Raw genomic sequence first — 15,402 nt, 5'->3', positions numbered from 1 at the left:
GGTCAGACGGGGCTGCTCAGCCCTCGACCGTGATGCCCATGGAACGGGCGGTGCCGGCGATGATCTTCTCGGCGGCGTCCAGGTCGTTGGCGTTCAGGTCGGGCAGCTTGACCGAGGCGATCTCGCGGACCTGGGCGCTCGTGAGCTTGGCGACCTTGGTCTTGTGCGGCTCGCCGGAGCCCTTGTCCACACCCGCGGCCTTGAGGATCAGCTTGGCGGCCGGCGGAGTCTTCGTGATGAAGGTGAAGGAACGGTCCTCGTAGACCGTGATCTCCACCGGCACGACCATGCCACGCTGCGACTCGGTCGCGGCGTTGTAGGCCTTGCAGAACTCCATGATGTTGACGCCGTGCTGACCCAGGGCGGGGCCGACCGGCGGAGCCGGGTTGGCCGCACCGGCCTGGATCTGGAGCTTGATAAGCCCCGTGACCTTCTTCTTCTTGGGAGGCATTGCTCTCTCCGGGTCCTAGTGAGAGTTTTCAGCCGCCATCCGACATCATCCGGATGGAGGCATACCGCACAACGATAACGGGTATCGCCGCGCGGCCAAAAACCGAGCAGGTCAGAACGGGCGCGAAACCCGGTCTGACCTGTTCGGAAGCGTGAATGCGATCAGTTCTTCTGGATCTGGTCGAAGCTCAGCTCGACCGGGGTCTCGCGGCCGAAGATCTCGACGAGGCCCTTGACCTTCTTCGAGTCGGCGTTGATCTCGTTGATCGTGGCCTGGAGCGTGGCGAACGGGCCGTCGGTGACGGTGACCGAGTCGCCGACCTCGAAGTCCAGCACCTGGACCTCGACCTTGCGGGCCGGAGCCGGCTTGCCCTCGGCCTCGGCGGCCTCGCGGGCGGCCTTCTCTTCGGCCTCCGGGGCGAGCATCTTGACGATCTCGTCCAGGGTCAGCGGGTACGGGTCGTAGGCGTTGCCCACGAAGCCGGTGACGCCGGGGGTGTTGCGGACGACGCCCCAGGACTCGTTCGTCAGATCCATGCGGACCAGAACGTAACCGGGCAGCTTGTTCTGCCGGACGTTCTTGCGCTCGCCGTTCTTGATCTGGACGATCTCTTCCTCGGGCACCTCGGCCTGGTAGATGAAGTCCTCGACGTTCAGCGAGACGGCACGCTGCTCCAGGTTGGCCTTCACGCGCTTCTCGTAGCCCGCGTAGGTGTGGATGACGTACCACTCGCCGGGCAGACCGCGCAGCTCGTCACGGAGCGCGGCGATCGGGTCGACCGGAGCCTCGGGCTCCTCCTCGGCCTCGGCCTCGGCCTCGTCAGCGCCGGCCTCGGCCTCGACGGTCTCCTCGTCGGCGCCCTCGACCTCGGCCCCGGCCTCTGCGGCCTCGTCGTCCGCGGCCTCGTCCTCGACGTGGAGCGCGTCCTCTTCGGCGGCCTCGCCGACAGCGGCGTCCGCAGCTTCCGCCTGGTCCTCGTCGGCCGCCTCGACGACGTCGAGCTCGTCCTGGGCGGACTCGTTCAGGTTCGGGTCAGACACGGTGGCTGCTTCTTCCTGGATACAGATGGGGTGGAACATGCGAAAAGGGGCGCCGGGGTGGGCGCCCTCCGCGGGAATCAGCCGAAGACGTACTTGACTGCTTCCTGGAAGCCGAGATCAATCACGGTCACCAGACCGATCATGATGACGACGAAGACGATAACGACCGTCGTGTACGTCGTGAGCTGGCTGCGGGTAGGCCAGACGACCTTGCGCAGCTCGGCGACGATCTGACGGTAGAAGAGCGCGAGACGGCCCAGCGGGCCCTTCTTTCCGCGCTTGCCGCCCTTACGGCCCTTCTTCTTCGACTCCTGCGCGTCCTCGGCATCAGGCATGTCGATGGAGCCTACGGCGTCCGTCACGTCTCTCACCTGATTCCGGGTCGGCCGTGCCGCGCCCGGGTGGAGCCGCACGGCGGTGCAATGAAGTACATACCTGCGCACACAACCTGGCGGTGTGTGTAGCAGGGCCGGAGGGACTTGAACCCCCAACCGCCGGTTTTGGAGACCGGTGCTCTACCAATTGAGCTACGACCCTTTGTGGTTCTCCCCCAACCTACCGCATCCATGGAGGTGGTCGGTGAGGGCCAACGAGCAGAGAGTGTACGTGGTCAGCGGCGCCGCGTCGAACAGATAGCTCCTGACACGGCCCGCGCACCCCGCCGTCCGTCCGCCGTCCCTCCGCCCTCCGCCCCGCTGTCCGTACAGCGAAACCTGTGTGCCGCGCCCTTTCGGGGTCTGGGACGATGGGCCGCATGAGCGCTGCAACCCCTCCCACCGAGCGCCGGGTCTCCGCCCGAATCGGCGCGATCTCCGAGTCCGCGACCCTCGCCGTCGACGCCAAGGCCAAGGCTCTCAAGGCCGCCGGGCGTCCGGTGATCGGCTTCGGCGCGGGTGAGCCGGACTTCCCGACCCCCGACTACATCGTCGAGGCCGCGATCGAGGCCTGCCGCAACCCGAAGTACCACCGCTACACGCCGGCCGGCGGCCTGCCCGAGCTGAAGGCCGCCATCGCCGCGAAGACGCTGCGGGACTCCGGTTACGAGGTCGACGCCTCCCAGGTCCTGGTGACCAACGGCGGCAAGCAGGCGATCTACGAGGCGTTCGCCGCGATCCTGGACCCGGGCGACGAGGTCATCGTCCCGGCCCCGTACTGGACGACGTACCCGGAGTCGATCCGGCTCGCCGGCGGTGTGCCGGTGGAGGTCGTCGCCGACGAGACCACCGGCTACCGGGTCTCCGTCGAGCAGCTCGAGGCGGCCCGGACGGAGCGGACCAAGGTGGTCCTCTTCGTCTCCCCGTCGAACCCGACCGGCGCCGTCTACAGCGAGGCCGACGCCGAGGCGATCGGCCGCTGGGCCGTCGAGCACGGCCTGTGGGTGCTGACGGACGAGATCTACGAGCACCTCGTCTACGGCGACGCGAAGTTCACCTCGCTCCCGGCGATCGTGCCCGAGCTGCGCGACAAGTGCATCGTCGTCAACGGCGTGGCCAAGACGTACGCCATGACCGGCTGGCGCGTGGGGTGGATCGTGGGCCCCAAGGACGTGGTGAAGGCCGCGACGAACCTCCAGTCGCACGCCACGTCGAACGTGTCGAACGTCGCACAGGTCGCGGCGCTGGCCGCCGTCTCCGGCAGTCTGGACGCGGTCGCGGAGATGCGCAGCGCCTTCGACCGCCGCCGCCAGACGATCGTGCGGATGCTCAACGAGATCGAGGGCGTGTACTGCCCGACGCCCGAGGGCGCCTTCTACGCGTACCCGTCGGTGAAGGGTCTGCTGGGCAAGGAGATCCGCGGCAAGCGCCCGCAGACCTCCGTGGAGCTTGCGGCGCTGATCCTGGACGAGGCCGAGGTGGCGGTCGTTCCGGGCGAGGCGTTCGGTACGCCGGGCTACCTGCGGTTGTCGTACGCGCTGGGCGACGAGGACCTGGTCGAGGGCGTGTCGCGGATGCAGAAGCTGCTGGCGGAAGCGCGCGACTGAGCTCCTGCCGGTTTTCGTAGGTGAGCGGGTCCCCGGTTGGGGGCCCGCTTTTCCGTTCCCGCAAACACCCGATCGGTGAAAGGGGCTGCCGCGCGGCCGGGGGTTTTGGCAAGATCCCGGGATGGAGCACGTACGAGATCTGCGGTTGCTGCCCAAGGCCCATCTGCACCTGCACTTCACCGGGTCGATGCGGCCCGCGACCTTGCTGGAGCTCGCCGACAAGTACGGCGTCCATCTGCCCGAGGCGCTGACCGGGGGTGAGCCTCCGAAGCTGCGGGCGACCGACGAGCGGGGCTGGTTCCGCTTCCAGCGGCTGTACGACATCGCCCGGTCCTGTCTGCGTGAGCCGGAGGACATCCAGCGGCTGGTGCGCGAGACGGCGGAGGAGGACGTGCGCGACGGGTCGGGGTGGCTGGAGATCCAGGTCGACCCGACGTCGTACGCGCCCCGGCTGGGCGGGCTGATCCCGGCGCTGGAGATCATCCTGGACGCGGTGGAGAGCGCCTCGCGGGAGACCGGGCTCGGGATGCGGGTGCTGGTGGCGGCGAACCGCATGAAGCACCCCCTGGACGCCCGTACGCTCGCCCGGCTCGCGGTCCGGTACGCGGACCGGGGCGTGGTGGGGTTCGGGCTGTCGAACGACGAGCGGCGCGGCATGGCGCGTGACTTCGACCGGGCGTTCGCGATCGCGCGGGAGGGCGGGCTGCTGGCGGCGCCGCACGGGGGCGAGCTGACCGGCCCCGCGTCCGTTCGGGACTGCCTGGACGACCTGCGGGCGGCGCGCATCGGGCACGGGGTGCGGGCGGCGGAGGACCCGCGGCTGCTGCGGCGGCTGGCCGAGAAGGGCGTGACGTGCGAGGTGTGCCCGGCGTCGAACGTGGCGCTGGGCGTGTACGAGAAGCCGGAGGACGTTCCGCTGCGGACGCTGTACGAGGCCGGTGTGCCGATGGCGCTCGGCGCGGACGACCCGCTGCTGTTCGGGTCGCGGCTGGCGGCCCAGTACGAGATCGCGCGCGTGCACCACGGTTTCACCGACGAGGAGCTGGCGGAGCTGGCCCGCCAGTCGGTACGCGGCTCGGCGGCGCCCGAGGACGTCAGGGCGAAGCTCCTGGCGGGCGTGGACGACTGGCTGGCCGGTTAGGCCGGGCCGATCCCGGCGAGCAGCGTGCGGGCGAGGGCGGCGGCGAAGGCGTCCACGTCCTGCGGGGGCTTCTTGCCGACCACCGCGTCGTAGGCGAAGGCGCGCTGTGCGCAGGCGCCGAGGAGCAGGGAGGCCGCCGCGAAGGTGTCGGCGTCGGGGCGGATGCGGCCGGCGTCGCGTTCGGCCCGCAGGTAGGCGTCCAGGGCCTCGATGGGCATGTGGGGTCCGGTGCCGAGGTCGCGCATGGCGGCGTCGTGGCGGGCCTTGAGCCGGGTCTCGGCGTACAGGGAGGCGGCGATCGGGAAGCTCTCGGCGTAGAAGTACGCGGCCCGGCGGGCGATCTCGGTGAGGTTCTCCTCGACGGTGTGCTCGCCGGGGTCGGCGGTGAGGCTGTGCAGCAGCGGGGCGAGGCGGGGCAGGCGCTCGCGCAGGACGCCGATGAACAGCTCTTCCTTGCTGCCGTAGTACTTGTACAGCGCCGCCTCGGAGCACTGGGCCGCCTTGGCGATCTCCTTGGTGGTGGTACGGGCCAGGCCGACGCTGAGCCACAGCTCGTGGGCGGCGTCGAGGATGCGTTCCCGGGCGGGCTTGGCGCTTGACGGGTGAGTGGTCACCCACCCACTCTAGTGGTGAGTGAGCACTCACCCACCTTGGAGGGGCGTCATGAAGCTGACCGTGTTCGGGGCGACCGGCGGTATCGGACAGGAGATCGTCAGGCAGGGCCTGGCGGCGGGTCATCACGTCACGGCGGTGGTGCGCGACCCGGCGCGGCTCGCGGTGACGGGCGAGCGCCTGGAGGTGGTCACGGCTGCCCGCTTCGACGACCCGGAGTCACTGCGGCCGGCGGTCTCGGGGCGGGACGCGGTGCTGTCCGGCCTGGGCCCGCGCACCCGCAAGCACGTCGGTATCGCCTCGGCCCTGACGCGCCCGATCCTGAGGGCGCTGGAGGCGGAGGGCACGCGGCGGTTCCTCGCGGTGAGCGCGGCGCCGCTGGGCACCGTACCGGCGAACGAGACGCTCTTCCTGCGCATCGCCACCCCGATCGTCTCGCGCGTGCTGCGCGCCCACTACGACGACCTGCGGGTCATGGAGTACGAGATGCGCCGCAGCGCGACGGACTGGACGTCGGTGCGGCCGCCGCAGCTCCTCGACAAGCCGGTGACCGGCCGGTACCGCACGGCGGTCGGCACCGGGCTGCGGGGCGGCGCCAGGATCGCCCGGGCGGACGTGGCGCACGCGATGCTGGCGATGATCGATGACCCGGCGACCGTGAAGCAGCCGGTGGCGGTCGCGTACTGACCGCCCGGCCGGGTCAGAGGCTGACGCCGACCGTCACGGGCTCGTTGACCAGCGTGACGCCGAAGGCGTCCCGTACGCCCGCGACGACCTCACGGGCGAGGGCCAGGAGGTCCTCGGTGGTGGCCTCGCCCCGGTTGGTGAGGGCGAGGGTGTGCTTGGTGGAGATACGGGCGGGGCCGGTGCCGTACCCCTTGGTGAAGCCCGCCTTGTCGATCAGCCAGGCCGCCGAGGTCTTCACCCGGCCGTCGTCGCCGGCCGGGAAGGCGGGCGGGGTGACGTCCGGCCCGAGGCGGTCACGGACGCGGCCGAGGAACTCCTCGTACTGCTCCCGCTCCAGGATCGGGTTGGTGAAGAACGAGCCGGCCGACCAGGTGTCGTGGTCCTCCGGGTCCAGGACCATGCCCTTGCCCGCCCTGAGCTTGAGCACCGTCTCGCGCGCGGTGGCGGCCGGAACCCGGTCGCCGGGCTCGACGCCGAGCACGCGGGCCGTCTCGGCGTACCTGATGGGCGCGCTCAGGCCCCCCGCGTCCTCCAGCTCGAAGCGGACGCGCAGCACGACGAACCGGTCGGGGTCGGCCTTGAAGCGGCTGTGGCGGTACGAGAAGTCGCACTCGGCGTTCGGGATCGTCACCGTCTCGCCCGCGCGGCGGTCGTACGCCACGACCTCCGTGATGGTGGCCGAGACCTCCTGGCCGTACGCCCCCACGTTCTGGATCGGCGTGGCGCCCGCCGAACCGGGGATACCGGCCAGGCACTCGATGCCCGCGAGGCCCGCCTCGACCGTGCGGGCCACGGCGTCCGTCCACACCTCGCCCGCCGCCAGCTCCAGCCGGGTGCCCTCCAGGGCGAAGCCCCGGGTGGCGATGCGCAGGGCGGTGCCGTCGAACCCCTTGTCCCCGATCACCAGGTTGGACCCACCACCGATGACCAGCAGCGGCGTCCCGGTCTCGTCCGCCTCCCGCACGGCGGCGACGACCTCGTCGTCGGTCGTGGCCGTGACGAGCCGGGTGGCGGGACCACCGAGCCGGAAGGTGGTCAGCGGGGCGAGGGGAGCGTCATGGATTTCCTGCACGCGCCCAAGACTACGGTGCCGCTCTGACGCCCCCGTCAGGACCAACGCCCGCAGAGGAACGACGGCCGGGATGGGGCCGTGCAGGGTCGTCCCCGCAGAGGTTGGCGGCGACGCAAGGGCTCCCCTTGCCGGAAACCCAAGGCCGCCGGCCTCGAGGAGTCGAGCCCGGAGGGGCCACGCCCCCCACCCACGGGGTTCACGTGGCGGCCCGGGGACGGCGCCCCGGCCCGGGCAGCGCGCCCGTGCGGGGCGCGAACAGGGCGCCGCGAGAGCGGGTGGTCCCGGCCCCCACGGCACCCCCTCGGCGTTACGCGAGCCGCACCACGGCGCGGGACATGCCCAGGACCTTCTGGCCGCCGCTCATGGCGGTCAGGTCCACGCGTACGCGGTTGTCGTCCAGCTTCGCGGCGACCTTGCCGCTGACCTCGATCAGGGCGCCCGTCTCGTCGTTCGGCACGACGACAGGCTTGGTGAACCGCACCCCGTACTCGACGACCGCGCCGGGGTCGCCGGCCCAGTCGGTCACCACGCGGATCGCCTCGGCCATCGTGAACATGCCGTGCGCGATGACGTCCGGCAGTCCGACCTCCTTGGCGAACTTCTCGTTCCAGTGGATCGGGTTGAAGTCCCCCGAGGCGCCCGCGTACCGCACCAGCGTGGCGCGCGTCACGGGAAAGCTCTGCGCCGGCAGCTCGGTGCCGACCTCGACCTCGTCGAATGCGATCTTCGCGGTCATCGCCTCACGCCTCCTCTGCCGCCGCACGGGCCACGAGCTTCGTCCACGCCGTCACCACGTGCTCACCGGCCTCGTCGTGGACCTCACCGCGGATGTCGAGAATGTCGTTCCCGGCGAGCGACTTGATCGCCTCGATGGTCGAGGTGACCGTCAGCCGGTCCCCCGCCCGTACCGGCCGGGTGTACGCGAATTTCTGGTCACCGTGCACCACGCGGCTGTAGTCGAGCCCGAGCTGCGGATCGGCGATCACGTCACCCGCGGCCTTGAACGTGATGGCGAACACGAAGGTCGGCGGCGCGATCACATCCGAGTGGCCGAGCGCCTTGGCGGCCTCGGTGTCGGTGTAGGCCGGATTCGTGTCCCCGACCGCCTCGGCGAATTCGCGGATCTTTTCCCGGCCGACCTCGTACGGCGCGGTGGGCGGATAGGTCCGCCCCACGAAGGACTGATCGAGCGCCATGAACTCGCTACCTCCTGGGTCTGTCGTCGAACAAACGACACGAGGCCGCCCCCGACAGGGGACGGCCTCGTGTACGAGCCTGATTCAGCGCGTTTCGCGGTGCGCAGTGTGCGCGTTGCAGCGCGGGCAGTGCTTCTTCATCTCAAGACGGTCCGGGTTGTTACGCCGGTTCTTCTTGGTGATGTAGTTCCGCTCCTTGCACTCCACGCAGGCCAGCGTGATCTTCGGGCGGACGTCGGTGGCAGCCACGTGAGTGCTCCTATGACGGACGGATGGACGGATGAACGCAAGAAAGAGTAGCCGATCGAAGGACCGACCCTGCAATCGGCTACTGTCAGTAAGTAGCGGTGACCGGACTTGAACCGGTGACACAGCGATTATGAGCCGCTTGCTCTACCGACTGAGCTACACCGCTGCGATGCTGGATCCCCTCGCCCGAAGGCGAGGATCACCGAACACCAGAGCCCCAATACGGAATCGAACCGTAGACCTTCTCCTTACCATGGAGACGCTCTGCCGACTGAGCTATTGGGGCGAGCGATGAAGACATTACACGGTCGGCCGCCGTTCGCCCAAATCCGATTCCCGGCGGCTACCCCGCCACGGGCCGGCCACTCCCCGGACCCCTGATCCGGCACCGACTCCCGCGCCCCGTAGGCCACTCGTGTCCCACGCCAGTACGACTATTGCGCACCTCCTCGAAGGCCGGTCGGACGGCCCCTAGGCTCGCCTCACGCTGCGTGATCTTGCCCGTACGTCCGTACGTCCGTACGCGCGGCAGCCCGACGCACGGCCCGCCCGTGCGTATGGCCGCCCGTACGCACGACAACCCCCGCCACGGATCACGCCACGCCCCGAGCCACCGAGCCCCCGAGCCGCCAGGAGCCCGATGTCCTCCGACAGCCAGCAGCCGCAGCCACCCGAGGGCGCCACCGCCGACACCACGACGCTGCTGCTGTGCGGCGCCCGCCTCACCGACGGCCGGACCGTCGACGTACGGCTCAGCGGCGGGCGCATCGAAGCCGTGGGCACCGCGGGCAGCCTGCCCACCCACGGCGCCCGCGTCGACCTCGCCGGCTACCTTTTGCTGCCCGCCCCCGCCGAACCGCACGGCCACGCCGACACCGCGCTCAGCTCCGACTGCCCCGGCCCGGTCTCGTACGCCACCGAGGAGGTCCAGCGCCGCGCCACCGAGGCCGCCCTGCTCCAGCTCGGACACGGCGCCACCGCGCTGCGCGCCCACGTCCGCATCGGCGACGTCCAAGGACTGGGCCCCCTGGAGGCGGTCCTCCAGGCCCGGCGCTCGCTGCGCGGGCTGGCCGACCTGACGACGGTCGCCGTGCCGCGCCTCCTGACCGGCGTGGCCGGCGCGGACGGCCTCGCGATGCTGCGCGACGCGGTCAAGATGGGCGCCGGTGTGGTGGGCGGCTGCCCGGACCTGGACCCGGACCCGGCCGGGTACGCCGAGGCCGTGCTGGAGGTGGCCGCCGAGCACGGCTGCCCCGTGGACCTGCACACCGACGGTGACGACCCGGCGCGGCTCGCCCGGCTGGCGGCCATGGCGGGCGGGCTGCGGCCGGGGGTCACCATCGGGCCGTGCGGGGCGCTGGGGCGGCTCCCGGAGGACGTGGCGGGGCGGGCGGCCGACCAGCTCGCGGCGGCCGGGGTGACGGTCGTGTGCCTGCCGCAGGGCAGTTGTGGCGGCACGGAGGTGCGGGACGTCGCGCCCGTGCGGCTGCTGCGGGCGGCGGGGGTGCGGGTCGCGGCCGGGAGCGGGGCGCTGCGGGACGTGGCCAACCCGGTGGGGCGGGGCGATCCGCTGGAGGCGGCGTACCTGCTGGCCTCCCAGGGCGGGCTGCGGCCGGTGGAGGCGTACGGGGCGGTGAGCGGGGCGGCGCGGGAGGCGATGGGGCTGCCCGCCGTGCGGGTGGAGGCGGGGTTCCCGGCGGAGCTGCTGGCGGTGCGCGGGGAGCGGCTGTCGGGCGTGTTGTCACTGGCGTACAGCAGAATCGTGGTGCACCGCGGTCGGGTGGTGGCGCGGACGAGCGCGGTGCGGGAGTACTGCGACTCGGCGGCGGCGCTCGAACTGCCGCGCCAGGGGCGGCCGGACGCGCGTCCGTGAGCGCTTTCGCCGTTTGGGCCGTACGGTCGAGAGCATGCGCATTGTCATCGCTGGAGGACACGGTCAGATCGCCCTGCGGCTGGAGCGGCTGCTCTCGGCGGGCGGGCATGAGGTCGCGGGCATCATCCGCAATCCGGAACAGGCGGACGCCCTGCGCGAGGCGGGTGCCGAACCGGTCGTGATGGACCTGGAGTCGGCGACCGTGGAGATGGTCGCGGCCGCGCTGACGGGGGCGGACGTGGTGGTCTTCGCGGCGGGCGCCGGCCCGGGCAGCGGCGCCGAGCGCAAGGCCACCGTGGACCGGGGCGCGGCGGTGCTCTGCGCGGACGCGGCGGAGCGGGCGGGTGTGCGGCGCTACATCGTCGTGTCGTCGATGGGCGCCGATGCGGACCGCCCGGGGAACGAGGTGTTCGACGCGTACCTGCGGGCGAAGGGCGCGGCGGACGACTACGTACGGGCCAAGCCCGGCCTGGACTGGACGATCCTCAAGCCCGGCATGCTGACGAACGACGCCGGGACCGGGCTCGTACGGCTGGAGGTGTCGACCGGGCGCGGGCCGGTGCCGCGCGACGACGTGGCGGCGGTGCTGGCCGAGTTGGTGGAGACGCCGGCGACGGCGGGGCTGACGCTGGAGCTGATCAGCGGCTCTGTGCCGGTGGCGGTCGCGGTGAAGGCCGTGGCGGGCGAGTGATGCCCTCCTTCCCCGAACCGGTGGTGGTGGAACGCGCGGAGCAGCCCTACGTCTTCATGCGCCGCTCCGTGACGATGGACCGTTTCGCGGAGATCGCCGACCGGCTGCCCGAGCTGGTGGGGTGGCTGGCGGCGCGGGGCATCGAGATGGCGGACGCGCCGTTCTTCCGGTTCAACACCGTGGACATGAAGGGCGAGTCGGAGGTGGAGGCGGGCGTTCCGATCGCCTCGCCACGCGGGCCGTCCGCGTCGTCCGCGTCGTCCGCGTCGTCGTCCTCGCCGCTCCCGGAGCCGGAGGGCGACATCGGTGTGGCGCTGCTGCCGGCCGGCCGCTACGCCACGCTCACCCATGTCGGCCACCCCGACCGGCTGCTCGCGGCGGCCGCCGAGCTGCGGAAGTGGGCGGACGAGCGCGGCCTGGAGTGGGACATGCGGGAGGTGGACGGTGTCGAGCGGTGGGGCTGCCGCATCGAGTCGTACCGCACGGACCCCCGCGTGGAGCCGGACCCGTCCCGGTGGGAGACGGAACTGGCCTTCCGCCTGGCCGACTGAGCGGCCCTTTCCGTGGCGTCCGTGGCGCGACGAAAACGGCCCCTGATCCGCGTTTCCGCAGATCAGGGGCCGTTCATCGCGTGGCGGCGCCAGGATTCGAACCTGGGTAGGCTAAGCCGACGGATTTACAGTCCGCTCCCATTGGCCACTCGGGCACACCGCCATGGGATGTCGCCGAGAGGGTGACCGCTTTTCGGCGGTGCTCCCCGGCAACGACGTAAACGATACCTGATGTCCGGGGGTGCTTCGCCACCGGATTGATCAGCGCTCGTGGCGGGTGGGATGGCTAGGCTTTGCCGTGGCGGCCGGGGGAGCCCGGCCGTACCTCTAGGCAACCTCTACGCACGCGACCCAAGGAGCCACAGGACATGGCCGACTCCAGTTTCGACATCGTCTCGAAGGTCGAGCGGCAGGAGGTCGACAACGCCCTCAACCAGGCGGCGAAGGAGATCTCGCAGCGCTACGACTTCAAGAACGTCGGGGCCTCCATCGCCTGGTCCGGCGAGAAGATCCTGATGCAGGCGAACTCCGAGGAACGGGTCAAGGCCATCCTCGACGTGTTCGAGTCCAAGCTGATCAAGCGCGGCATCTCGCTGAAGTCGCTCGACGCGGGTGAGCCGCAGCTCTCCGGCAAGGAGTACAAGATCTTCGCCTCCATCGAGGAGGGCATCTCCCAGGAGAACGCCAAGAAGGTGGCGAAGATCATCCGCGACCAGGGCCCCAAGGGCGTCAAGGCGCAGGTGCAGGGCGACGAGCTGCGGGTCAGCTCGAAGAGCCGCGACGACCTCCAGGCCGTGATCGCGCTGCTGAAGGGGCAGGACTTCGACTTCGCCCTTCAGTTCGTGAACTACCGGTAGACCGGTGGGCCGGTAGGCCGGCAGACCGCGCACCGGCACCCGCCGGTGCACCGGGCGGATCGGGGGCGGACACGGCTTGGCCGGTCCGCCCCCGCCCTGTGCCCCCGGCCCTGCGCCCTGCACCCTGCCCTGCGCCCGGTGACCGTCGTGTCCGAAAACCGCCAGCCCCGGGGGTGGGGCGGGCACAGACTGGTGGGGACCGAGGAAGGGAACGGATCATGACGGTGTACGCGCACGTCGACGGCCCGCTGGGCGAGATGCTGCTGGTCGGCGAGGAGTCCGCGGACGGCCGCACCGCGCTCGCCTCGCTCTCCCTGCCGGGCCAGAAGGGCGGGGCGGTCGTCCAGGACGGGTGGCGGCACGCCCCGGAGGCGTTCGAGGGCATCGCGGCACAGTTGCGGGCCTACTTCGCGGGCCGGCTGACGCGCTTCGACATCGGGTACGCCGACGGCGGCACCGACTTCCAGCGGCGGGTGTGGCGGGCGCTGGAGGACATCCCGTACGGCACGACCGTGACGTACGGAGAGATCGCGGCACGGGTCGGCACGCCGGGTGCCGGGGTACGGGCGGTGGGGACCGCCATCGGGCGCAACCCGCTGCTGGTGGTGCGGCCCTGCCACCGGGTGATCGGGGCCGACGGGGCGCTGCGGGGGTACGCGGGCGGGCTGGAGCGCAAGGAGCGGCTGCTGGGGCTGGAAGGCGCGCTCGTACGGTGACAGACGGGTTGACCGGCGGGGACGGGTTGTTCGCGCTGCCGCGCGAGCGGGCGGAGATCGCCCCCGGCGCGGTGCACGTCCCCGGGTGGCTGCCGGTGGAGCGGCAGCGGGAGCTGGTCGCGGCGTGCCGGGAGTGGGCGCGGGGGCCGGTGCCGATGCGCCACACGGTGCTGCCGGGCGGTGGCGTGATGTCGGTGCGGACGGTGTGCCTGGGCTGGCACTGGCAGCCGTACCGGTACACCCGGACGGCCGGCGACGTGAACGGTGCCCGGGTGGCCCCCTTCCCCGGCTGGCTGGCGGACCTGGGCCGGGCGGCACTGGCGGCGGCGTACGGCGACGAGCACGCCACGGCTTACGCCCCGGACACGGCGCTGATCAACTTCTACGGGCCCGGCGCCCGGATGGGCATGCACCAGGACAAGGAGGAGCGGTCCGGTGCCCCGGTGGTGTCACTGAGCATCGGCGACCGCTGCGTCTTCCGGTTCGGGAACACCGAGACGCGGGGCCGCCCGTACACGGACGTGGAGCTGGAATCCGGCGACCTGTTCGTCTTCGGCGGCCCGTCGCGGTTCGCGTACCACGGGGTGCCGAAGGTCTGCCCCGGCACGGCCGACCCGGCCGTAGGGCTGGACTCGGGCCGGCTGAACATCACGCTGCGGGAGACCGGGCTGACCGGCTAGGCCCCGTCAGCGCGAGCGCGAGTGGCCGAACAGGATCCGGTACGCGATCAGCAGCACCAGCGAGCCGCCGATGGCCGCGAGCCAGGTGGGCCCGTCGTAGAACTGGTTACTGATCGGCCGGTCCAGGAAGCGTGCCGATATCCAGCCGCCCACGAAGGCGCCCGCGATGCCGATGAGCGTCGTACCGATCAGCCCGCCGGGGTCACGGCCGGGGAGGAGCACCTTGGCTATGACGCCGGCCAGCAGCCCCAGGATGATCCAGCTCAGGATGTCCATGCCGTGAACCTGCCTTTCGTGCGGTGTTGTCCGGGAGGACGCCGGGGGTGCGGAGGGTGGTTGCGGAGATCAGTAGGGTGCGGCCCATGACACAGGAGCTACGCCGGTCGCTGGGCGTCTTCGACGCGGTCGTCATCGGGCTGGGTTCGATGGTCGGGGCCGGGATCTTCGTGGCGCTCGGTCCGGCGGCCGGGGCTGCGGGCAGCGGGCTGTTGCTGGGGCTCGCGCTGGCGGGGGCCGTCGCGTACTGCAACGCGATGGCGTCGGCGCGGCTGGCCGCCCGCTATCCGGCGTCCGGCGGGACGTATGTGTACGGGCGTGAACGGCTGGGTCCTTTCTGGGGTTACCTAGCCGGCTGGGGCTTCGTGGTCGGCAAGACCGCCTCGTGTGCGGCGATGGCGCTCGCGGTCGGGTCGTACGTGTGGCCTGAGCAGACGCACGCGGTGGCGGTGGCGGCGGTCGTGGCGCTGACCGCCGTGAACTACGGGGGCGTTCAGAAGTCGGCGCTCCTCACGCGAGCCATCGTGGCGGGTGTGCTGGCGGTCCTGGTGGCGGTGGTCGTCTCCTGTCTCGGGTCGGGTGAGGCGGACTTCGGGCGACTGGAGCCGGGTGGGGACGCGTCGGCGGGCGGGGTACTCCAGGCGGCGGGCCTGCTGTTCTTCGCGTTCGCCGGGTACGCGCGGATCGCCACGCTCGGCGAGGAGGTGCGGGATCCGGCACGGACCATTCCGCGGGCGGTCCCGCTGGCGCTGGGGATCGCGCTGGTCCTGTACGTGGGCGTGGCGGTCTCCGTCCTGTCGGTGCTGGGCGCGCGGGAGTTGGGCGACTCGGTGGCGCCGCTCGCGGACGCGGCCCGGGCGGCGGGTGCGGACTGGCTGGTACCGGTGGTGAGCGTGGGCGCCGCGGTGGCCGCGCTGGGTTCGCTGCTGGCGCTGATCCTCGGGGTGTCCCGTACGACGCTGGCGATGGCGCGCGACGGTCACCTGCCGCGCACGCTCGCCGCCGTGCACCCTCGCTTCCAGGTGCCGCACCACGCGGAACTCGCGGTGGGGCTGGTCGTCGCAGTGGTGGCGGCGACGGCGGACGTGCGCGGGGCGATCGGCTTCTCGTCGTTCGGGGTGCTGGTGTACTACGCGATCGCCAACGCCTCGGCGTGGACGCTCGGTTCGGGGCGCGTCCTCGCGGTCGCCGGGCTGGCGGGCTGCCTGGCGCTCGCGTTCGCCCTGCCCCTGTCATCCGTCCTGGCGGGCACGGCGGTCCTGGCGGCGGGCGCGGTGATGTACGCGGTGCGGCGGAGCTGACCCACCGCACGCCTCATATTCGGGCGCG

At 71.6% G+C, this 15,402-nt stretch carries 19 protein-coding genes and 4 tRNA genes; 10 read left to right on the top strand and 13 right to left on the bottom strand.

The window, feature by feature from the left end; translation table 11 throughout:
• Nucleotides 1–16: 16 nt before the first annotated feature.
• From rplK to AB0J57_RS24255, 4 genes are all read right to left on the bottom strand, one after another.
• The gene (gene rplK, locus AB0J57_RS24270; protein WP_064069966.1) at nucleotides 17–451 is read right to left on the bottom strand and encodes a 50S ribosomal protein L11; all 435 of its coding nucleotides are present in this window, start codon (nucleotides 449–451) and stop codon (nucleotides 17–19) included.
• Nucleotides 452–612: 161 nt separating this feature from the next.
• Nucleotides 613–1,530 carry a transcription termination/antitermination protein NusG gene (nusG, locus tag AB0J57_RS24265; RefSeq protein WP_366130395.1) on the bottom strand — a complete coding sequence of 306 codons (918 nt, stop codon included), beginning with the start codon at nucleotides 1,528–1,530 and terminating at the stop codon, nucleotides 613–615.
• Nucleotides 1,531–1,568: 38 nt separating this feature from the next.
• A complete protein-coding gene (gene secE, locus AB0J57_RS24260) occupies nucleotides 1,569–1,853 on the bottom strand; it encodes a preprotein translocase subunit SecE (RefSeq protein ID WP_126885176.1) in 285 nt (94 codons plus the stop codon).
• Between the two features lie 102 nt (nucleotides 1,854–1,955).
• Nucleotides 1,956–2,028 (bottom strand) — tRNA-Trp (locus AB0J57_RS24255).
• Between the two features lie 217 nt (nucleotides 2,029–2,245).
• On the opposite strand from AB0J57_RS24255, the gene AB0J57_RS24250 reads away from it, so the two are divergent.
• Nucleotides 2,246–3,472: a pyridoxal phosphate-dependent aminotransferase gene (locus AB0J57_RS24250; protein ID WP_366130394.1), complete on the top strand. Its 1,227-nt coding sequence runs from the start codon at nucleotides 2,246–2,248 to the stop codon at nucleotides 3,470–3,472.
• Nucleotides 3,473–3,593: 121 nt separating this feature from the next.
• The gene (locus AB0J57_RS24245; RefSeq protein WP_366130393.1) at nucleotides 3,594–4,613 is read left to right on the top strand and encodes an adenosine deaminase; all 1,020 of its coding nucleotides are present in this window, start codon (nucleotides 3,594–3,596) and stop codon (nucleotides 4,611–4,613) included.
• On the opposite strand, the gene AB0J57_RS24240 is transcribed toward AB0J57_RS24245, so the two are convergent.
• Nucleotides 4,610–5,227: a TetR/AcrR family transcriptional regulator gene (locus tag AB0J57_RS24240; RefSeq protein ID WP_366130392.1), complete on the bottom strand. Its 618-nt coding sequence runs from the start codon at nucleotides 5,225–5,227 to the stop codon at nucleotides 4,610–4,612. The genes AB0J57_RS24245 and AB0J57_RS24240 overlap by 4 nt on opposite strands.
• A gap of 49 nt (nucleotides 5,228–5,276) precedes the next feature.
• On the opposite strand from AB0J57_RS24240, the gene AB0J57_RS24235 reads away from it, so the two are divergent.
• The gene (locus tag AB0J57_RS24235) at nucleotides 5,277–5,912 is read left to right on the top strand and encodes an NAD(P)H-binding protein (protein WP_366130391.1); all 636 of its coding nucleotides are present in this window, start codon (nucleotides 5,277–5,279) and stop codon (nucleotides 5,910–5,912) included.
• Nucleotides 5,913–5,925: 13 nt separating this feature from the next.
• On the opposite strand, the gene AB0J57_RS24230 is transcribed toward AB0J57_RS24235, so the two are convergent.
• From AB0J57_RS24230 to AB0J57_RS24205, 6 genes are all read right to left on the bottom strand, one after another.
• Nucleotides 5,926–6,984, bottom strand: coding sequence for a UDP-N-acetylmuramate dehydrogenase (locus AB0J57_RS24230; RefSeq protein ID WP_366130390.1), 1,059 nt, complete (start codon nucleotides 6,982–6,984; stop codon nucleotides 5,926–5,928).
• Between the two features lie 307 nt (nucleotides 6,985–7,291).
• On the bottom strand, nucleotides 7,292–7,720 hold the full coding sequence (locus AB0J57_RS24225) for a MaoC family dehydratase (protein WP_366130389.1): 429 nt from the start codon (nucleotides 7,718–7,720) through the stop codon (nucleotides 7,292–7,294).
• Nucleotides 7,721–7,724: 4 nt separating this feature from the next.
• Nucleotides 7,725–8,180 carry a MaoC family dehydratase N-terminal domain-containing protein gene (locus AB0J57_RS24220; RefSeq protein ID WP_366130388.1) on the bottom strand — a complete coding sequence of 152 codons (456 nt, stop codon included), beginning with the start codon at nucleotides 8,178–8,180 and terminating at the stop codon, nucleotides 7,725–7,727.
• Between the two features lie 84 nt (nucleotides 8,181–8,264).
• Nucleotides 8,265–8,429 (bottom strand): 50S ribosomal protein L33, encoded by a 165-nt coding sequence (gene rpmG, locus AB0J57_RS24215; RefSeq protein ID WP_003948671.1) that lies wholly within the window; start codon nucleotides 8,427–8,429, stop codon nucleotides 8,265–8,267.
• Between the two features lie 93 nt (nucleotides 8,430–8,522).
• Nucleotides 8,523–8,595, bottom strand: a tRNA-Met gene (locus AB0J57_RS24210).
• A 47-nt stretch (nucleotides 8,596–8,642) separates the two neighbouring features.
• Nucleotides 8,643–8,715 (bottom strand) — tRNA-Thr (locus tag AB0J57_RS24205).
• A 354-nt stretch (nucleotides 8,716–9,069) separates the two neighbouring features.
• Here AB0J57_RS24205 and AB0J57_RS24200 point away from each other — a divergent pair.
• From AB0J57_RS24200 to AB0J57_RS24190, 3 genes are read left to right on the top strand one after another with little or no spacing between them, the layout of a single operon-like run.
• On the top strand, nucleotides 9,070–10,302 hold the full coding sequence (locus tag AB0J57_RS24200; RefSeq protein ID WP_366130387.1) for an amidohydrolase family protein: 1,233 nt from the start codon (nucleotides 9,070–9,072) through the stop codon (nucleotides 10,300–10,302).
• Between the two features lie 34 nt (nucleotides 10,303–10,336).
• Nucleotides 10,337–10,993 carry an SDR family oxidoreductase gene (locus AB0J57_RS24195; protein ID WP_366130386.1) on the top strand — a complete coding sequence of 219 codons (657 nt, stop codon included), beginning with the start codon at nucleotides 10,337–10,339 and terminating at the stop codon, nucleotides 10,991–10,993.
• The gene (locus AB0J57_RS24190; protein ID WP_366130385.1) at nucleotides 10,993–11,544 is read left to right on the top strand and encodes a GyrI-like domain-containing protein; all 552 of its coding nucleotides are present in this window, start codon (nucleotides 10,993–10,995) and stop codon (nucleotides 11,542–11,544) included. The genes AB0J57_RS24195 and AB0J57_RS24190 overlap by 1 nt, the downstream gene beginning before the upstream one ends.
• Nucleotides 11,545–11,625: 81 nt before the next feature.
• On the opposite strand, the gene AB0J57_RS24185 is transcribed toward AB0J57_RS24190, so the two are convergent.
• A tRNA-Tyr gene (locus AB0J57_RS24185) sits at nucleotides 11,626–11,707 on the bottom strand.
• Nucleotides 11,708–11,912: 205 nt separating this feature from the next.
• Between AB0J57_RS24185 and AB0J57_RS24180 the strand changes: the two genes are divergently transcribed.
• The 3 genes from AB0J57_RS24180 to AB0J57_RS24170 all read left to right on the top strand — a co-directional run bounded on the left by AB0J57_RS24180 (nucleotide 11,913) and on the right by AB0J57_RS24170 (nucleotide 13,797).
• Nucleotides 11,913–12,401, top strand: coding sequence for a YajQ family cyclic di-GMP-binding protein (locus AB0J57_RS24180; protein ID WP_351809017.1), 489 nt, complete (start codon nucleotides 11,913–11,915; stop codon nucleotides 12,399–12,401).
• A 218-nt stretch (nucleotides 12,402–12,619) separates the two neighbouring features.
• Nucleotides 12,620–13,117 (top strand): methylated-DNA--[protein]-cysteine S-methyltransferase, encoded by a 498-nt coding sequence (locus AB0J57_RS24175; protein WP_366130384.1) that lies wholly within the window; start codon nucleotides 12,620–12,622, stop codon nucleotides 13,115–13,117.
• Nucleotides 13,114–13,797, top strand: a complete 684-nt coding sequence (locus AB0J57_RS24170) for an alpha-ketoglutarate-dependent dioxygenase AlkB (protein WP_366130383.1) — start codon at nucleotides 13,114–13,116, stop codon at nucleotides 13,795–13,797. The genes AB0J57_RS24175 and AB0J57_RS24170 overlap by 4 nt, the downstream gene beginning before the upstream one ends.
• A gap of 6 nt (nucleotides 13,798–13,803) precedes the next feature.
• Here the strand turns inward: AB0J57_RS24170 and AB0J57_RS24165 are convergent, their stop codons facing one another.
• On the bottom strand, nucleotides 13,804–14,073 hold the full coding sequence (locus AB0J57_RS24165; protein ID WP_366130382.1) for a GlsB/YeaQ/YmgE family stress response membrane protein: 270 nt from the start codon (nucleotides 14,071–14,073) through the stop codon (nucleotides 13,804–13,806).
• An 86-nt stretch (nucleotides 14,074–14,159) separates the two neighbouring features.
• On the opposite strand from AB0J57_RS24165, the gene AB0J57_RS24160 reads away from it, so the two are divergent.
• A complete protein-coding gene (locus tag AB0J57_RS24160; protein ID WP_366130381.1) occupies nucleotides 14,160–15,374 on the top strand; it encodes an amino acid permease in 1,215 nt (404 codons plus the stop codon).
• Nucleotides 15,375–15,402 lie beyond the last annotated feature (28 nt).

It is taken from the genome of Streptomyces sp. NPDC049837 (assembly GCF_040674455.1).
Taxonomy (GTDB): Bacteria; Actinomycetota; Actinomycetes; order Streptomycetales; family Streptomycetaceae; genus Streptomyces.
The sequence above is the reverse complement of the archived record's forward strand: the minus strand, read 5'-3'. Positions and strand labels throughout refer to the sequence as shown.